Genomic DNA, 16,423 nt, shown 5'->3' on the forward strand with positions numbered 1-16,423 from the left:
TGACAAGGTCGAATGTGACCCGCGTCACATGCTGGGGGAGCGCTCCGGGGCGGGGTCGGCGACGATCGCGGGGCCGCCGGCCGTACGGTCCTCGCCGACGGCGTCGCGATCCCGCAGCCCGCGCATGAGCAGCCCGTACCCGAGCCCCGCGACCGTGCCCACGACGGCGCACGTCCCCCACAGCCACCGCGCCCCGAACCGGTCGATGACCTGACCGGACATCAGGGGCGCGATCAGGGCGGCGACGGACCAGGAGAGGCTGTACATGCCCTGGTAGCGCCCGCGTCCGTGGACGGGGGAGAGGCGGACCACGAGCCCGGTCTGGGTCGGCGCGTTGACGATCTCGGCGAGGGTCCACACGCACACGGTGGCCATGAAGGCGCCGACCGACCCGGCGAAGGCGGTGAGTCCGAAGCCGTACCCCGCGAGGAGCGAGGAGACCACGAGCAGGCTGCGCGGGTCGCGGTGCTCGATGAAGCGGGTGACGGGGATCTGGAGGGCGACGATCAGGACGCCGTTGACGGCGATGGCGACGCCGTAGTCGGCGGGCGTGAACCCGGCGCGGCCCATGGCGACCGGGAGGGCGACCGAGCCCTGCTGGAAGATCAGGGCGACGAGGAAGGACAGGCCGACGACGGCCATGTAGCGCCCGTCGCGCAGCACGGTGCCGAGGCTCACCTCCGCGCCGTCCTTCCTGGCCGGGGCGGCGGGCCGGGACTCGGGGACCTTCAGGAAGACGACGAGGGCGCAGACGGCGGTCATGCCGGCCTCGATCAGGAACCCGGCGAGGTAGCTGAACTCGGCGATGAAGCCGGCGGCGGCGGAGGAGACGGCGAAACCGAGGTTGATGGCCCAGTAGTTGAGCGAGAAGGCCCGCACCCGGTCCTCGGGCCGCACGATGTCGGCCATCATCGCCTGCACGGCGGGGCGAGAGGCGTTGGCGGCCATGCCGACGAGGAAGGCGACGCCGGCGATGGCGACGGGGTCGGTCATGAACCCGAGCAGCGCGACGGAGGCGGCGGTGGCCGACTGGGCGACGAGCAGGGTGGGCCGCCGCCCGATCCGGTCGGCCATCACCCCGCCGCCGAGGGCGGAGAGGACCCCGCCGAGGCCGTGCAGGGAGGCGACGAGACCGGCGTACGAGGCGGAGTAGCCGCGGTCGAGGGTGAGGTACAGGGCCATGAAGGTGGCCACGAAGGCGCCGAGCCGGTTGACGAGGGTGCTGGTCCACAGCCACCAGAACTCACGGGGGAGCCCGGATACGGCTTCCCGGGCAGCGCGTCCGAGACGGGCGGCGGGCATGAGGTGACCCCCTGAGATGGTAAGTGGCTGTACAGGCAAGCACAACTTACATAGGGGGTCTGACATCGACCAATGGATTAACAGACGCCGTCGGTGTCCCGCTCACTGGTCGGCCGCGTCGGCGTCGGGGGCCGTGGATTACGCTCTGGGGCATGGCCGACGCACCGTACAAGCTGATCCTCCTCCGCCACGGCGAGAGCGAGTGGAACGCGAAGAACCTGTTCACCGGCTGGGTGGACGTCAACCTGAACGAGAAGGGCGAGAAGGAGGCAGTCCGCGGTGGCGAGCTCCTGAAGGACGCCGACCTGCTGCCCGACGTGGTCCACACGTCCCTCCAGAAGCGCGCGATCCGCACCGCCCAGCTGGCCCTTGAGGCCGCCGACCGCCACTGGATCCCGGTCCACCGCAGCTGGCGCCTGAACGAGCGCCACTACGGCGCCCTCCAGGGCAAGGACAAGGCCGCGACGCTGGCCGAGTTCGGCGAGGAGCAGTTCATGCTCTGGCGCCGCTCGTACGACACCCCGCCGCCCCCGCTGCCGGACGACTCCGAGTTCTCCCAGTTCGCCGACGCGCGCTACGCGGCCCTCCCGCCGGAGCTGCGCCCCAGGACCGAGTGCCTGAAGGACGTCGTCCTCCGGATGCTCCCCTACTGGTACGACGCGATCGTCCCGGACCTCCGCTCCGGCCGCACGGTCCTCGTCGCCGCCCACGGCAACTCCCTGCGCGCCCTGGTCAAGCACCTGGACGGCATCTCCGACGCCGACATCGCGGGCCTGAACATCCCCACGGGCATCCCCCTCTCCTACGAACTCGACTCCGACTTCAAGCCCCTCGTCCCGGGCGGCAAGTACCTCGACCCCGAGGCGGCCGCGGCGGCGATCGAGGCGGTGAAGAACCAGGGCAAGAAGAAGTAACACGGAACGATCAAGCCCCTCGCCTGCCGTCTCATGACGGGTGAGGGGCTTGTCTGCATCCTGGGGCCGTCTGTGGGCCGTCAGACGCCATGCCGTTCTCCCGCTCTCCGAGGCCCAGCGGACGTCGAGCGATCTGAAGGTGGGACGCTTCGACGGGGCGGCCGTGCTGCTCAACGATCTGTGAACCCCGAAGGAACCACACCGGTGCACACGGCGGTGTGGCACATTCCGTACTGTCTCGGCGCCGATCCAGCCTCATAGGGTCCCGGTCGTGGCCCACGCCATCTGCGCGGGGCAGCCGGTTGCGCATCCCGACTGAAGCGGTGTCCGCACGCGGAACGTCGGCTTCCGGCCACGATTCCCGAAGGAGACACCTTGAAGCTCCGCCTTGCCGCCTCGGCGCTGACGCTGGCGATGGCCGCGTCCACGAGTGTCCTCACAGCCGGCAACGCCTCGGCCGCCAACACAGTCACCGCCTGCCGTACCCCCGACCTCTACGCGGACGGCCTGTACGTCCACACCTGCATCAACACCCCCCAGTACGACGGCCACAACGTCTGGGGCACCGTCAAGACCTACGGCAGCAACAACACCTCGATCAACCTCTGCGTCGAAGTGCTGGACGAAAACCTCAACGTCGTCCCCGGCAGCCTCACCTGCAAAGTTGTGCAGGGCCCGTCCGGCACCGTCGTCACGACCCCGGTGGTCTGGCAGGGCACCCACGGCGTCTTCGCCCAGTCGTTCTTCACCAGCCCCACCTATTACTACGGAGGCATGAGCGAAGGGATCTGCGTCGACAACTGCTGAGGCAGCTCAGACAGCAGGGTTGCCCCAGGCGAGCGCCCGCGGTCGCGCCGTTCTGACATCCACGAGTGACATCACGGGTGACGGAGGAGGCCGCTTCCGCCGACTGACGCTGCTCATGGACCGCCCGGTGGGGGCGACTAAGCGCGTGCGATGGCCGGCCCAAGGCTTTTTGGGCGAGTGTCCCGGGAAGTCCGGTTGGTCGCAGGGAGGTCGGCCGCGACGACCTCGCCGGCGCCCACCGGGCCGTACAGCGGGAGGCGCGGCAGCCGAGCCGACGGCGATGGACGACGCCGACGGGTGACATCCACGGCCGGCCCCGGGTGCGTCATCGCGAGGCATGGGGTCGCGGAAAGGGCCGGTGCGAAGCGTGTCCGCACCGGCCCCGCGACGGTTCTGCCGTCAGCCGCACTGGCAGGGCGCGCCCGACTGGCAGCCGCAGCCGCAGCCGGAGCCGCAGCCGCACGCGGCGACCAGCGGCAGGCTCCTGATCTCGGCGGGCTGCTCGGTCTCGCGCTCCTGCGTGGGGTCGGGGATGGTGCTGGGGGAGTCGGCCATGGGTCCCTCCTAGACGCCGGGCGCCAGTTGCTGGGGCAGGGATGCCCTCTCCTATTTCATGCCCGAGGCACCGGGCGCATCAACGGCGCACGGAGGCGCCCCCGTGGACCCACGTCAGGGCCTGCGCTCCGTCGGCTCCGGCGGGGGCACGGGCCCTACGCCCCCTCGACCCCCGTCACCGGCTGGATGTCCGACTGGATCTCGTCCGCGTGCTCGCCGGTGACCAGGTAGACGACGCGCTTGGCGACGGCGACCGCGTGGTCGGCGTACCGCTCGTAGTAGCGGCCGAGCAGGGTGACGTCGACGGCCGTCTCGATGCCGTGCTTCCAGCGGTCGTCGATGAGGTGCTGGAAGAGGGTGCGGTGCAGCAGGTCCATCTCGTCGTCGTCCTGCTCCAGCTGGAGCGCGAGGTCGACGTCCTTGGTCACGATGACCTCGGCGGCCTTCGCCATCAGGCGCTGCGCGAGCTGGCCCATCTCCAGGATGGTCGCGTGCAGGTCCTGCGGGACGGCGCGCTCCGGGAAGCGCAGCCGGGTCAGCTTCGCCACGTGCTGGGCGAGGTCGCCGGAGCGCTCCAGGTCGGCCGACATCCGCAGGGACGTGACGACGATGCGCAGGTCCGTCGCGACCGGCTGCTGCCGGGCCAGCAGGGCTATGGCCCGGGCCTCCAGGTCGTGCTGCAACTCGTCGACCTTCTGGTCCGCCTCGATCACGCTCTCGGCGAGCTTCAGGTCGGCGTCCAGCATGGCGGTCGTGGCGCGTCCGATCGCCGAGCCGACCAGCCGGGCCATCTCCACCAGACCGTCGCCGATCGAGTCCAGTTCCTCGTGGTACGCGTCCCGCATCAGGGTTCCCTCTCGTATATGTGCTTCCGGGGGTCGTTGTCCGGGGGCCCGGCGGCAGAACCGGCGGTGCGAACCCCACGTTCCCACGTTCCGCCCCGCACGCGTCCGTTTCCGGCTTCCGAAATGAACCGGTACTGGCTCCAAGGTGAACTCTGGGCGACGAGTGTTCGAGGTCGCACCCTCACGGCTGGGGTCATGTCGTGGCCCATGCCTAACCTGGACGCATGGACGTGAACGCGGCGGTCGCCGCAGCGGCAGCGATCGCCGGGGTGCTCACCGGCGTCATCGCCATGCTGGCGTTCCGCTGGAGCGAACGCGACCAGAAGCGACCGACCAGGACTTCCTTGCACACCGATCCCGTACTCCCGCCCGGCGTGGACACCGTTCTCTCGGTGCTCCGCTCCTCCGCCGTCGTCCTCGACGAGGCCGACTCCGTCGTCAAGGCCAGCTCCGCCGCCTACGCCCTCGGGCTGGTGCGCGGCGGCAAGCTTTCCATCGAGCCGATGCTCCAGATGGCCCGCGACACCCGGCGGGACGGCGAGATACGCCAGGTCGAGCTGGATCTGCCCCGGCGCGGCAGCGGGCGCGGCGAGGCTCTCGCCGTCTCCGCGCGGGTCGCGCCGCTCGGCTCCCGCCTGGTCCTGCTGCTGGTCGAGGACCTGACCGAGGCCCGCCGGATCGAGGCCGTGCGACGCGACTTCGTGGCGAACGTGAGCCATGAGCTGAAGACGCCGGTCGGCGCCCTCTCCCTGCTGTCGGAGGCCGTCATGGACGCCTCGGACGACCCGGAGGCCGTGGAGCGCTTCGCGGGCCGTATGCAGATCGAGGCGACCCGGCTGACCAACCTGGTGCAGGAACTCATCGACCTGTCCCGGGTGCAGAACGACGACCCCCTGGAGGACGCCGAGTCCGTCCAGGTGGACGAGCTGGTCGCCGAGGCCGTGGACCGCTGCCGTCACCAGGCGAGCACCAAGCAGATCACCATGGCCACGAACGTGGGGGTGCCCGCGGGGCCCGACCAGGGTGGCGGGAGCCGGAGCGGCACCGCCGACCTGCACGTCTGGGGCAACCGCGGCCAGCTGGCCGCCGCCCTCGGCAACCTGGTCGAGAACGCGGTGAACTACTCCCCGGCCCGCACCCGTGTGGGCATCGCCGCCCGCCGGGTCAGCGCCCCCGGCGGCGACATGATCGAGCTGGCCGTGACCGACCAGGGCATCGGCATCTCGGACAAGGACAAGGAGCGCATCTTCGAGCGCTTCTACCGCGTCGACCCGGCCCGCTCGCGGGCCACCGGCGGCACCGGTCTGGGTCTCGCCATCGTCAAGCACGTGGTCGCCTCGCACGGCGGGGAGGTCACGGTCTGGAGCGCCGAAGGCCAGGGCTCCACCTTCACCCTCAGGCTGCCGGAGGCGGGCGCGGCCCGCGACCGCGCGCTGCAGCACCCCGACCTCGACGACGAGGCCGGCGGTCCCACCGAGTCATCCCCGTACGAACCGCTTCCCTCCCCGGAGGTCCTTCCGTGACCCGAGTGCTCGTCGTCGAGGACGAGGAGTCCTTCTCCGACGCCCTGTCGTACATGCTCCGCAAGGAGGGCTTCGAGGTCGCCGTGGCGGCCACCGGCCCCGACGGCCTCGACGAGTTCGAGCGCAACGGCGCCGACCTCGTCCTCCTCGACCTGATGCTGCCCGGTCTGCCCGGCACCGAGGTGTGCCGCCAGCTGCGCGGCCGTTCGAACGTCCCCGTGATCATGGTGACGGCCAAGGACAGCGAGATCGACAAGGTCGTGGGGCTGGAGATAGGAGCCGACGACTACGTCACCAAGCCCTTCTCCTCCCGCGAGCTGGTCGCCCGTATCCGCGCGGTGCTGCGCCGCCGCGGCGAGCCGGAGGAGGTCACCCCGGCCGCGCTGGAGGCCGGCCCGGTGCGCATGGACGTCGACCGGCACGTGGTGACCGTCGGCGGCTCCAAGGTCGACCTGCCGCTCAAGGAGTTCGACCTGCTGGAGATGCTGCTGCGCAACGCCGGCCGGGTGCTGACCCGGATGCAGCTCATCGACCGGGTCTGGGGCGCCGACTACGTGGGCGACACCAAGACCCTGGACGTCCACGTCAAGCGCCTGCGCGCCAAGATCGAGCCGGACCCCGGCGCCCCGCGCTACCTGGTCACGGTGCGCGGCCTCGGCTACAAGTTCGAGCCGTAGACCGAAAGCCACGCGCGAAAGGGCGGCACCCCCGAGGGGGCGCCGCCCTTTCGCGCGTACGAGGTGTACGAGCGTGTCGTACGACCGCTCAGTGGCCCGCGCCGGCCGACTGCGAGGCCGAGTCGCTCGGGGTCGCGCCGATGCTCGCGGTGGCCGTGGCGGAGGCGGTGCCGCCCGCGCCCGTGCTCGCCGAGGGGCTCGCCCCGCCGTGCTTGCCGGGCTTGGCGCTGCCGGAGGCGGTGGCGCCGGGGGCCGGGGAGCCGGTGGGGACGGACGGGACCTTGGTCGGGCCCCACTTGTCGAAGTAGCTGGTGGCGGGCACCACGAAGGCGCGCAGGCTCACCTGGCCGGTCTTGCTGAAGGTGAAGGTGACCGGCTGGGCGTTGCCGTCCTGGACGCTCTCGTGGCCACCGGGGATCTCGGCGGAGGCGTTGTTCGGGCCGCCGAGGACCAGGGAGCCGTGCGCGGGCACGGTCAGGCTGCCGCCCTTGGCCGGGGTCAGCTTCACGGTCTCGCTGGTGCCCGGGAGGCTGATCGACTGCAGGGTCTGGTCGTCGGCGCCCATGTTGAACAGCGTCGCGGAGACGACGGCCGGTCCGGTCGCCTTCGGACCGGGCTGGGTGATGACCAGGGCGTTCTGGACCTTGATGTCGCCGACGCTGGTCGCCGCGTTGTCCGGCTTGATCTGCAGGGTCTGCGAGTCGTTGCCGGCGCCGCAGGCGGCGAGCGAGGCGATCGAGAAGACAATGGCGGAAGCGGCGAGGGCGCCGCGTCGAAGGCTGCTGCTCACGGCGGCGGCAACTCCTTGAACGCAGGGGCGGCTTCCTTGTAAAGCCGCCCTAAGTGTCTGTCAGCGGCTTCAGGTTACCGAGCCGTTCCCGCGTGACCGCACCCGACCCTCCCCTGACGCCGGGCTTCCCGCCAGGTGGGGGTACGGGGGCCGACGTCGGCACACGGGTCACGGCTGCCACAAGTGCCTCTTCAGCCACTTTGTCGAGGTCGCGGTACGCCATTCGCATAACCGCACGCAAAATTTCCGTGAAGGAATGCGCGGCCGCCCCGAAAATGGATCACCGGTTCACCCGTCCGGCCCCCGCTGATCAATTCCGGAATCGGCTCGCATCGGCCCGCGGCCTCCGAACGGAGTAGCGGAAGTCGTACGCCAGGAACCGGACAAATCGGGATGTTCATCCTCTTGGAGTCGACCCGCGAGGTGTGTGACGTACGCGTTTCACCCCGTCCGGACAGCCCCTCCCACCTGCGAATTCCCCGTTCCGGAGGGCCTCCGCAGCACGTTCCGGTTGCTGTTGTCAAGCCCCGAGATATGCCCTGACCTGCGAAAACGCCATTCAGAAGACGCCGTATCCGTGTTACCCTGGATAGCCACGGAAGGGGTACCTGTCACATGACGTTCAAGGTTGGCGACACCGTGGTCTATCCCCATCACGGGGCCGCGCTGATCGAGGCCATCGAAACTCGCCAGATCAAAGGCGTGGACAAGACCTACTTGGTGCTGAAGGTCGCCCAGGGTGACCTCACAGTGCGTGTGCCAGCGGACAATGCGGAGTTCGTCGGCGTGCGTGATGTGGTCGGTCAGGACGGACTGGACCGGGTCTTCGAGGTGCTGCGCGCGCCGTACGCCGAGGAGCCCACGAACTGGTCCCGTCGCTACAAGGCAAACCTGGAGAAGCTCGCCTCCGGCGATGTCATCAAGGTCGCGGAAGTCGTGCGTGACCTGTGGCGTCGCGAGCGCGAGCGCGGACTGTCCGCCGGTGAGAAGCGCATGCTCGCCAAGGCCCGCCAGATCCTGGTGAGCGAACTGGCTCTCGCGGAGAACACGAACGAGGACAAGGCCGAGGCCCTGCTCGACGAGGTGCTCGCCTCCTGACGTGCCCGCGCCGTGGGCGGCGATTTCCGGCCAACGGCTGATGATCTGATCGGTCTCTGCCCCTTCGCCCCCGCTCCCCCACACGCTCGGCACAGTGCTCCCGCACTCTCTCAGCACAGCGAAAATGCCGCGGTGCCCGATGACACGGAAACTGTCGCCGGGCGCTGCGGCATGTTCGTCCCCGCGGCGCCGTCTGTGCCGTACCCCCCGGGAAGCCCCTGAAACGGAAGGGGCCCCCGATACTCGATGTGCCGGGCCCGGTGAACGGCTCGACCAGGGTCACGGAAAGGGTCCGGTCAAGGCGTCGCGCCCGGCACTCCTCCAGGCCATACCCACGTAGGTCGAGCACACAAACCTGACAGGAACCGATGTCTGACGAATCGCGTCCCTCGCCCGCGCAGCCGCCCCTCGCGCCCGCCGGAACCCTCGTCGCGGCCGTGATTCCCGCCGCCGGCCGGGGCGTACGGCTCGGACCGGGCGCCCCCAAGGCGCTGCGCGCGCTCAACGGCACGCCGATGCTCATCCACGCGGTCCACTCCCTGGCCGCCTCCCGCCATGTCTCCCTCGTGGTCGTGGTCGCCCCGGCGGACGGGCCCGCCGAGGTCAAGTCCCTGCTCGACGCGTACGTGCTGCCTGGGGGTCCCCCCGGCGGCAGCTGGGGGAGGACCGACTTCGTGGTCGTCCCCGGCGGCGACACGCGCCAGGAATCGGTCCGGCTCGGCCTCGCGGCCGTACCGCCCGAGTACGGCGTCGTCCTCGTCCACGACGCGGCCCGCCCGCTGGTCCCGGTCGACACGGTCGACGCCGTCATCGAGGCCGTGCGCGACGGCGCGCCGGCGGTCGTCCCCGCGCTGCCGCTGGCCGACACGGTCAAGGAGGTCGAGCCGGCCACCGAGCCCGGCGCGCCGGAGCTGGTCGTCGCCACGCCCGAGCGCGCGCGGCTGCGGGCCGTGCAGACGCCGCAGGGGTTCGACCGGGCGACGCTGCTGCGCGCGCACGAGACGGTGACCGGGGACGTCACGGACGACGCGAGCATGGTGGAGCGGTTGGGCCTGCCCGTGGTGACGGTTCCCGGCCACGAGGAGGCGTTCAAGGTGACCCGCCCGCTCGACCTGGTTCTCGCGGAGGCGGTCCTGGCCCGCAGGAGGCTGAACGATGGCTACTGAGACGGTTCTCCCCCAGGTCGGCATCGGCACCGACATCCACGCCTTCGAGGAGGGCCGCGAGCTGTGGTGCGCCGGCCTGAAGTGGGAGGGCGAGGGACCCGGCCTGGCCGGGCACTCCGACGCGGACGTGGTCGCGCACGCCGCCTGCAACGCGCTGTTCTCGGCGGCCGGGCTCGGTGACCTCGGGCAGCACTTCGGCACCGGGCGGCCCGAGTGGTCCGGCGCGTCCGGGGTCACGCTGCTCACCGAGGCCGCCCGGATCGTGCGCGCCGCGGGCTTCACCATCGGCAACGTCGCCGTACAGGTGATCGGCCCCCGCCCGAAGATCGGCAAGCGCCGTGACGAGGCCCAGAAGATCCTCTCCGAGGCGGCCGGCGCGCCGGTGTCCGTCTCCGGCGCCACCACCGACGGACTCGGCTTCCCGGGGCGCGAGGAGGGGCTGATGGCGGTGGCGACGGCGCTCGTGGTGCGGTCGGCCTGAGCCACACGCTTCCTGGTGCGGGTGATCCGGGGGCGTGCGAGGGTACCCGGAGAGTCACCGCCCGCGGCTTTCCGGAGGTACCCATGTCCGCCGCCCTGTCCGACCGGCTCAAGTCCCTGCTCGACGGGAAGGTGTTCATCGTCGTCGGCACCGTCCAGCCCGACGGCAGCCCGCAGATGTCGCCGGTCTGGGTGAAGCGGGAGGGCGAGCGGATCCTCTTCTCCACCACGGCCGACCGCCGCAAGAAGCTGAACCTCGACCGCGACCCCCGTGTCACCGTCGTCGTCATGAACCCCGACGAGCCCTACGAGTACGCCGAGATCCGCGGCACCGCCGAACTGACCACGGAGGGCGGCCGGTCCCTCATCGACGAACTGAGCCTGAAGTACACCGGCAAGAAGTACGCCGAGTTCAACCCCGACGCGTCGAAGGACGCCGAGCGGGTGGTCGTGCGGATCACGCCGCGGAAGGTCGTCGGGAGGCTCTGAGGCGCGGGCGGACGGCGCGGAGCCCGGCCCGGCGAGGGGGAGGACCGTCGTAAAGAGGGGAAGGGGCGTGAGGCACTGGGTCGGGGCCACTACTCTGGAGTGGTGACTATTCGCCTGTACGACACCAGCGCCCGGCAGATCCGTGACTTCACCCCGGTCAAGCCGGGCTGTGTCTCGATCTACCTGTGTGGCGCCACCGTGCAGGCGGCCCCGCACATCGGGCACATCCGCTCCGGCCTCAACTTCGACATCATGCGCCGCTGGTTCGAGTACCGCGGCTACGAGGTGACGTTCGTCCGGAACGTCACCGACATCGACGACAAGATCATCACCAAGGCCCGGGAACAGGGCCGCCCGTGGTGGTCCATCGGCTACGAGAACGAGCGGGCGTTCAACGACGGCTACACCGCCCTCGGCTGCCTCCCGCCGACCTACGAGCCCCGTGCCACCGGCCACGTCACCGAGATGGTCGAGATGATGCGCGCCCTCATCGAGCGCGGGCACGCCTACGAGGCCGACGGCAGCGTCTACTTCGACGTCCGCTCCTGGCCCTCCTACCTGGAGCTGTCCAAGCAGGACCTGGACGAGATGCGCCAGCCCGCCGAGGAGGGCATCACCGGCAAGCGCGACCCCCGCGACTTCGCCATGTGGAAGGCCACCAAGCCCGGCGAGCCCGACTGGGAGACCCCCTGGGGTCGCGGTCGTCCCGGCTGGCACCTGGAGTGCTCGGCGATGGCCCACAAGTACCTGGGCTCCGCCTTCGACGTCCACGGTGGCGGCCTGGACCTGATCTTCCCGCACCACGAGAACGAGATCGCGCAGGCCAAGGCCTTCGGCGACGACTTCGCCCGGTACTGGGTGCACAACGCCTGGGTCACCATGAGCGGCGAGAAGATGTCGAAGTCGCTCGGCAACAGCGTGCTCGTCTCCGAGATGGTCAAGCAGTGGCGCCCCGTCGTGCTCCGCTACTACCTGGGCACCCCGCACTACCGCTCGACCATCGAGTACAGCGAGGAAGCCCTGCGCGAGGCCGAGTCCGCCTTCGCCCGCATCGAGGGCTTCATGCTGCGCGCGACCGAGCTGGCCGGCAAGCCCGTCGAGCCCGCCGCCGAGGTCCCGCCCGCCTTCGCCGAGGCGATGGACGACGACCTGGGCGTCCCCGGCGCCCTCGCCGTGGTGCACACCACCGTCCGCCAGGGCAACAGCGCGCTCGCCGCCGACGACAAGGAGGCCGCGGTCGCCCGCCTCGCCGAGGTGCGGGCCATGCTCGGCGTCCTCGGCCTGGACCCGCTGGACGAGCGGTGGACCGGCGAGTCCGACCAGAGCGAGGATCTGCACGGCGTGGTCGACAGCCTCGTACGGCTCGTCCTCGACCAGCGCGAGTCCGCCCGCGCCCGCAAGGACTGGGCCACCGCCGACGCCATCCGCGACCAGCTCGGCCAGGCCGGCCTGGCCATCGAGGACGGCCCGCAGGGCCCGCGCTGGACCCTGGGCTCGCGCTAGCCCCACCGCGCACGGCCCTTGATCGATTGTGCCGCCCGGCCCCCCGGGCGGCACACTGCATAAGACGTACGTACGAACAAAGCTCACGGAACAGGTGACTCATGGCCGCGAACAACCGCCGCATGTCCGGCAAGAAGGGCGCGCAGGTCGGCAGCGGCGGCCAGCGACGCCGGGGCCTGGAGGGCAAGGGCCCGACCCCGCCCGCCGAGATGCGCAAGGGACACGTCAAGCAGCGCGTCGCCGCGGCGAAGGCCCGCCGCGCGCAGGGCACCCGCCCGCAGCAGCGCCGGGGCGGCGGCCGGTCGACGTCCGAGCTGGTCGTCGGCCGTAACCCGGTGGTCGAGGCGCTGCGCGAGGGCGTCCCCGCGTCGACCCTCTACGTCCAGCAGTTCATCGACAACGACGAGCGCGTCCGCGAGGCCCTCCAGCTCGCCGCCGAGCGCGGTGGCATCAACCTCATGGAGGCCCCGCGCCCCGAGCTGGACCGCATGACCAACGGCCTGAACCACCAGGGCCTGGTCCTCCAGGTCCCGCCGTACGAGTACGCGCACCCCGATGACCTGCTGGACGCCGCCGCCGACGAGGGAGCGGACCCGCTGGTCGTCGCGCTCGACGGCGTCACCGACCCGCGCAACCTCGGCGCGGTCGTCCGCTCGGTCTCCGCGTTCGGCGGCCATGGCGTGATCGTGCCCGAGCGCCGCTCGGCCGGTATGACCGCCGGCGCCTGGAAGACCTCCGCCGGTGCGGCCGCCCGTACCCCGGTGGCCCGCGCCACCAACCTCACCCGCGTCCTGGAGCAGTACAAGAAGGCGGGGGTCACGGTCGTCGGCCTGGCGGCGGACGGCGAGGCCGAGCTCGGCGACCTGGAGGCCCTGTCGGGTCCGGTCGTGATCGTGGTCGGCAGCGAGGGCAAGGGCCTGTCCCGGCTGGTCGGCGAGACCTGCGACTACCGGGTGCGCATCCCGATGCCGGGCGGCACCGAGTCCCTCAACGCCGGTGTGGCCGCGGGCATCGTGCTGTACGAGGCCGCGCGCACGCGGAGCTGACCCGGCGCGGCGCCGCCGAGACGCCACGCCGACGCGGCTGAACACCCGTCCGGAAGTTCACCCTTGCGTGGGAATTCCGGCGTCCATATGGCGTTCGACGCTGCTTTGACGGGGCCCGGACACATCCGGCCGGTCAAAGCAGTGTCCTAACCCCACGTCACTCGGTTAGATGAGTGTGGACACCAGAACACCCCGCACACCCACGGGGGACCGCTCGTCGGGATTCGACGACGCTCCCGCGCTGAGCATGGTGAAGGTGCCGAGCGATCCGGCGCAGGTCATCGTCAACCACGCCAGCTTCCGCGTGCAGCTGGGCGCGACGGCCAGACGCAACCAGTCCGCCCGGATCGCCCGCCATCTCAGTGCCGCCCAGGACACCGCCCGGATGCCCGTCGCGGGACCGGCGGGCGGGGCCGGCGCAGGCCGTCGCCGGCCCGTCGTGTGGAGCGGCCGGTCCGCGCCCGACGACACCGGCGCCCACCGGCTCCTCCAGGCCGTGCGGGGCAGCATCGTCCGCCACGCCGAAGAGCCCGACACCGGCGCCACCCGGGTCATCCCGCGCGTCGGCACCACCGGCTACGACGAGGCGTACGACGCGCTCGACCGGACCGTCGAGACCCCCGTCGTCGGCCACCAGCGCACCGCCGCCGACGACGGGAGCACCCGCCTCCTGCCGCACATGCGCAGCGGTTCGTACGACCAACCGCCGTACCCGCAAACGGGCTTCGGACGCTACGGCGGCGACGGCGAGCCCACCGCGTCGTACCCGCCGTACCCCTCGGACCACGACCCGCACCACCCGTACGACTCGGGCTACGACGACGACCTCGGTCTCGACGTCCCGCGCCCCGCCAAGCGCCACGGCGACGACCCGGCGCGGCACGCGTACTACCCCGGCCGCCGGATGAACCTCGGTGTGGTGCTGCTCCCGCTGCGCGTCTTCCTGGGCTTCATCTCGATCTACGCCGGCATGGGCAAGCTGTGCGACCCCGTCTACTTCGACGGCGGCAAGCGCGGCTCCATGGTCACGTGGCTCAACACCCTGCACCCGTGGGACGTCGCCGAGCCGCTGCGCCAGTTCGCGCTGCATCACCCGGTCGGCTCGGGCCTCGTGATCGCCTTCCTCCAGGTGGTGGTCGGTGTCCTGACGATCCTCGGCTGCTGGCAGCGGGTGGCCGCGGTGGTCGGCGTACTGCTGTCGGCCGCGCTGATCGTCACGGTCAGCTGGAAGACGGTCCCGGCGTACGACGCCCCGGACATCATCTACCTGGCCGCGTGGTCCCCGCTGATCATCGCGGGTGCCCCCGTCTACTCGGTGGACGGCCGCCTCGCGGGCAGCGCCTGGCGGCGGCTCGGTCCCCGCTCCGACATCTGGGAACTGCGCCGCTATGTGCTGCGCCGCGGCGCCCTGATCACGGCGGTGACCGTCGGCCTCACCCTGCTCGTCGGCTCCCTGCTCGGCGGCGCGGTCCGCGACTCCAGCCGCGTGGTCGTCCCCGGCCCCGGCGAGGCGCCCCGCAACAACGTCCCCGGCTCCCCGCTCCCGGGCGAGAGCGGCACCCGGCACCCGCACACCCCGTCGGCCCCCGCCTCCCCCTCGGGCGGCGCCACGGCCGGCGCGAGCCCCTCGGGCGCGGCCACGACCCCGGGCTCGACCCGTGGCACGGGCAGTACGACCACCAGCCCCAGCGAGACCCAGGGCACCACGGGCCAGGTCCCGCCCCGCCAGTCCGCCCCCACGGGCGGCGCCCCGAGCACCACGGCGGGCCCGACGAGCACCGGCGGCGCCTCCACCTCCGGCGGCTCCTCCCCGGGCGGCACCTCCACCTCGGGCGGCGGCACCTCCACGGGCCAACCGGGCGTGCTGGGCGGCCTGTTGGGCTGACGGAACAGCCGGGAAGAGTGCAGCCCCCGTACCGGAGAGGTACGGGGGCTGCTGGCTGTCCGGGGTACGCGGGCTAGCGTCCCATCGCCGACAATTCCTTCGCCGCTTCCGTCAGATCCTTCGCCGTGTCGATGGCCCGCCAGTACGCGCCCTGCGGCAGCGGGAATCCCGCGAGCTTCCGCTCACGGGCGAGCCCGGGGAACGTCGTGCGCTCGTGGTCTCCGCGCTCGGGGAGCAGGGTGGTGAACTCCGGGGAGAAGACGTACACGCCGGCGTTGATCTCGAACGTGGAGGGCGGGGCCTCGATGAAGTCGGTGATGTGGCCGAAGCCGTCGGTCCGCACGGCGCCCCAGGGGATGCGGGGGCGGGCGAGCGCGAGGGTGGCCATGGCGTCCCGCTCGGTGTGGAAGTCGGCCATGTCCCGCAGCGAGAAGCGGGTCCAGATGTCGCCGTTGGTGGCGTACCAGGGCCGGTCCGGGCGGGGGAGGTGCGCCGCGGCGAACTTGAGGCCGCCGCCGCGGCCGAGGGGCTCGGTCTCCACGACCGTGCGCACGGAGACCGGCAGTCGAGCCGAGTCCAGCCAGTCCTGGAGGACCTCGGCGAGGTGGCCACAGGAGACCACCACGTCCGTCACACCCTCCTCGGCGAGCCAGGCCAGCTGGTGGCCGATGATCGGAGTGCCCGTGCCGGGGATCTCGACCATCGGCTTGGGCCGGTCGTCGGTGTACGGACGCAACCGCGAGCCCTGGCCACCGGCCAGGATCACGGCTTGAGTGGGGCGCGACGCGGCGTTCGGATGGGTCATGAACCGCACTGTACGTGGCGCCCCGCCGCGGGTTCAGCCGTGTGCGGCCAGCACCCCGGTGGCGAAGGAGGTGTCGCACACCGGGCGCGCGTACGACTGGGCGCGCGAGGCGCCGTAGATGCGCACCGCGGCGCGGCCGAGGGCGTGGGCGATGGAGGTGCAGTGCCGGGCGAGCGAGGGGTGGCCGTTGACGGCTTCCTGGAGGTGGGTGAGGACCACGCCCGGGTTCTTCTCGTGCAGCTCGCTCATCAGGTGGTCGCGCAGCACGTCCTGCGGGGCCTGGGCGACCGCCTTGGGGGCGACCTCCGCCGAGGTGATGTCCGAGGCGGTGAGCACCGAGCCGGCGGGGCTTCCCGTCCAGTTGACCCGGGTGACCGCGAGGGTTCCCGAGAGCACCAGGACGACGGGCAGGACGAGGGCGAGGGAGCGGCCGACCCGGCGGGCAGGGCCCCGGTGGCCGCGTCGCGTCTGAGTGGTGATGGAGTGCGTCACGCGTGTGAGGGTAGCGGTCGGTAATGTCGCAAAGACGGTCAGTCAC

The 16,423-nt window shown here is 71.5% G+C and carries 18 protein-coding genes; 12 read left to right on the forward strand and 6 right to left on the reverse strand.

Annotated elements, in window-relative coordinates:
* Nucleotides 1-24 precede the first annotated feature (24 nt).
* Nucleotides 25-1,302, reverse strand: coding sequence for an MDR family MFS transporter (locus tag ACWDD7_RS05075; protein WP_450456402.1), 1,278 nt, complete (start codon nt 1,300-1,302; stop codon nt 25-27).
* Between the two features lie 152 nt (nt 1,303-1,454).
* Here ACWDD7_RS05075 and ACWDD7_RS05080 point away from each other — a divergent pair, with 152 nt between their 5' ends.
* The 3 genes from ACWDD7_RS05080 (at nt 1,455) to ACWDD7_RS05090 (ending at nt 3,023) form a co-directional block, all read left to right on the forward strand.
* Complete coding sequence (locus ACWDD7_RS05080) at nt 1,455-2,216, forward strand: phosphoglyceromutase (protein WP_351874165.1); 762 nt, start codon at nt 1,455-1,457, stop codon at nt 2,214-2,216.
* 49 nt (nt 2,217-2,265) lie between these two features.
* Complete coding sequence (locus tag ACWDD7_RS05085; RefSeq protein ID WP_450456403.1) at nt 2,266-2,400, forward strand: hypothetical protein; 135 nt, start codon at nt 2,266-2,268, stop codon at nt 2,398-2,400.
* A 191-nt stretch (nt 2,401-2,591) separates the two neighbouring features.
* Nucleotides 2,592-3,023 (forward strand): hypothetical protein, encoded by a 432-nt coding sequence (locus ACWDD7_RS05090; protein WP_450456404.1) that lies wholly within the window; start codon nt 2,592-2,594, stop codon nt 3,021-3,023.
* A 399-nt stretch (nt 3,024-3,422) separates the two neighbouring features.
* Here ACWDD7_RS05090 and ACWDD7_RS05095 read toward each other — a convergent pair whose 3' ends face one another.
* Together ACWDD7_RS05095 and phoU are read right to left on the reverse strand one after the other, a co-directional pair.
* Nucleotides 3,423-3,578, reverse strand: a complete 156-nt coding sequence (locus ACWDD7_RS05095) for a hypothetical protein (protein WP_351881126.1) — start codon at nt 3,576-3,578, stop codon at nt 3,423-3,425.
* A 155-nt stretch (nt 3,579-3,733) separates the two neighbouring features.
* A complete protein-coding gene (gene phoU / locus ACWDD7_RS05100; RefSeq protein WP_128790653.1) occupies nt 3,734-4,423 on the reverse strand; it encodes a phosphate signaling complex protein PhoU in 690 nt (229 codons plus the stop codon).
* A 224-nt stretch (nt 4,424-4,647) separates the two neighbouring features.
* Here phoU and ACWDD7_RS05105 point away from each other — a divergent pair, with 224 nt between their 5' ends.
* Together ACWDD7_RS05105 and ACWDD7_RS05110 are read left to right on the forward strand one after the other, a co-directional pair.
* The gene (locus ACWDD7_RS05105; RefSeq protein ID WP_351881122.1) at nt 4,648-5,946 is read left to right on the forward strand and encodes a sensor histidine kinase; all 1,299 of its coding nucleotides are present in this window, start codon (nt 4,648-4,650) and stop codon (nt 5,944-5,946) included.
* Nucleotides 5,943-6,623: a response regulator transcription factor gene (locus tag ACWDD7_RS05110; protein ID WP_014673455.1), complete on the forward strand. Its 681-nt coding sequence runs from the start codon at nt 5,943-5,945 to the stop codon at nt 6,621-6,623. Before ACWDD7_RS05105 ends, ACWDD7_RS05110 begins: the two co-directional genes overlap by 4 nt.
* An 88-nt stretch (nt 6,624-6,711) precedes the next feature.
* Here the strand turns inward: ACWDD7_RS05110 and ACWDD7_RS05115 are convergent, their stop codons facing one another.
* Complete coding sequence (locus ACWDD7_RS05115; protein WP_450456405.1) at nt 6,712-7,413, reverse strand: DUF461 domain-containing protein; 702 nt, start codon at nt 7,411-7,413, stop codon at nt 6,712-6,714.
* A gap of 615 nt (nt 7,414-8,028) precedes the next feature.
* Between ACWDD7_RS05115 and ACWDD7_RS05120 the strand changes: the two genes are divergently transcribed.
* From ACWDD7_RS05120 to ACWDD7_RS05150, 7 genes are all read left to right on the forward strand, one after another.
* Nucleotides 8,029-8,511, forward strand: a complete 483-nt coding sequence (locus ACWDD7_RS05120) for a CarD family transcriptional regulator (RefSeq protein WP_003953493.1) — start codon at nt 8,029-8,031, stop codon at nt 8,509-8,511.
* Nucleotides 8,512-8,879: 368 nt separating this feature from the next.
* A complete protein-coding gene (gene ispD / locus ACWDD7_RS05125; RefSeq protein WP_351876931.1) occupies nt 8,880-9,677 on the forward strand; it encodes a 2-C-methyl-D-erythritol 4-phosphate cytidylyltransferase in 798 nt (265 codons plus the stop codon).
* Nucleotides 9,667-10,158, forward strand: a complete 492-nt coding sequence (gene ispF, locus ACWDD7_RS05130) for a 2-C-methyl-D-erythritol 2,4-cyclodiphosphate synthase (RefSeq protein WP_450456406.1) — start codon at nt 9,667-9,669, stop codon at nt 10,156-10,158. Before ispD ends, ispF begins: the two co-directional genes overlap by 11 nt.
* Nucleotides 10,159-10,241: 83 nt before the next feature.
* Nucleotides 10,242-10,646: a PPOX class F420-dependent oxidoreductase gene (locus ACWDD7_RS05135; protein ID WP_351876933.1), complete on the forward strand. Its 405-nt coding sequence runs from the start codon at nt 10,242-10,244 to the stop codon at nt 10,644-10,646.
* A gap of 102 nt (nt 10,647-10,748) precedes the next feature.
* Complete coding sequence (cysS, locus tag ACWDD7_RS05140; protein ID WP_351876934.1) at nt 10,749-12,149, forward strand: cysteine--tRNA ligase; 1,401 nt, start codon at nt 10,749-10,751, stop codon at nt 12,147-12,149.
* Nucleotides 12,150-12,250: 101 nt separating this feature from the next.
* Nucleotides 12,251-13,195: a 23S rRNA (guanosine(2251)-2'-O)-methyltransferase RlmB gene (gene rlmB, locus ACWDD7_RS05145; RefSeq protein WP_450456407.1), complete on the forward strand. Its 945-nt coding sequence runs from the start codon at nt 12,251-12,253 to the stop codon at nt 13,193-13,195.
* Between the two features lie 169 nt (nt 13,196-13,364).
* Entirely contained in the window at nt 13,365-15,080 is a 1,716-nt protein-coding gene (locus ACWDD7_RS05150; RefSeq protein ID WP_450456408.1) for a DoxX family protein, read from the forward strand.
* Between the two features lie 73 nt (nt 15,081-15,153).
* On the opposite strand, the gene ACWDD7_RS05155 is transcribed toward ACWDD7_RS05150, so the two are convergent.
* Nucleotides 15,154-15,885, reverse strand: a complete 732-nt coding sequence (locus tag ACWDD7_RS05155) for a nucleotidyltransferase family protein (RefSeq protein ID WP_351876937.1) — start codon at nt 15,883-15,885, stop codon at nt 15,154-15,156.
* Nucleotides 15,886-15,918: 33 nt separating this feature from the next.
* On the reverse strand, nt 15,919-16,377 hold the full coding sequence (locus ACWDD7_RS05160) for a hypothetical protein (RefSeq protein ID WP_450456409.1): 459 nt from the start codon (nt 16,375-16,377) through the stop codon (nt 15,919-15,921).
* Between the last annotated feature and the right edge of the window lie 46 nt (nt 16,378-16,423).

It is taken from the genome of Streptomyces sp. NPDC001056 (assembly GCF_053598955.1).

Coding starts and splice junctions, on each gene's coding strand:
- ACWDD7_RS05075 (WP_450456402.1), bottom strand. CDS start 1,302: ATGCCCGCCGCCCGTCTCGGACGCGCTGCCCGGGAAGCCGTATCCGGG.
- ACWDD7_RS05080 (WP_351874165.1), top strand. CDS start 1,455: ATGGCCGACGCACCGTACAAGCTGATCCTCCTCCGCCACGGCGAGAGC.
- ACWDD7_RS05095 (WP_351881126.1), bottom strand. CDS start 3,578: ATGGCCGACTCCCCCAGCACCATCCCCGACCCCACGCAGGAGCGCGAG.
- phoU (WP_128790653.1), bottom strand. CDS start 4,423: ATGCGGGACGCGTACCACGAGGAACTGGACTCGATCGGCGACGGTCTG.
- ACWDD7_RS05105 (WP_351881122.1), top strand. CDS start 4,648: ATGGACGTGAACGCGGCGGTCGCCGCAGCGGCAGCGATCGCCGGGGTG.
- ACWDD7_RS05120 (WP_003953493.1), top strand. CDS start 8,029: ATGACGTTCAAGGTTGGCGACACCGTGGTCTATCCCCATCACGGGGCC.
- ispD (WP_351876931.1), top strand. CDS start 8,880: ATGTCTGACGAATCGCGTCCCTCGCCCGCGCAGCCGCCCCTCGCGCCC.
- ispF (WP_450456406.1), top strand. CDS start 9,667: ATGGCTACTGAGACGGTTCTCCCCCAGGTCGGCATCGGCACCGACATC.
- ACWDD7_RS05135 (WP_351876933.1), top strand. CDS start 10,242: ATGTCCGCCGCCCTGTCCGACCGGCTCAAGTCCCTGCTCGACGGGAAG.
- rlmB (WP_450456407.1), top strand. CDS start 12,251: ATGGCCGCGAACAACCGCCGCATGTCCGGCAAGAAGGGCGCGCAGGTC.
- ACWDD7_RS05150 (WP_450456408.1), top strand. CDS start 13,365: ATGAGTGTGGACACCAGAACACCCCGCACACCCACGGGGGACCGCTCG.
- ACWDD7_RS05155 (WP_351876937.1), bottom strand. CDS start 15,885: ATGACCCATCCGAACGCCGCGTCGCGCCCCACTCAAGCCGTGATCCTG.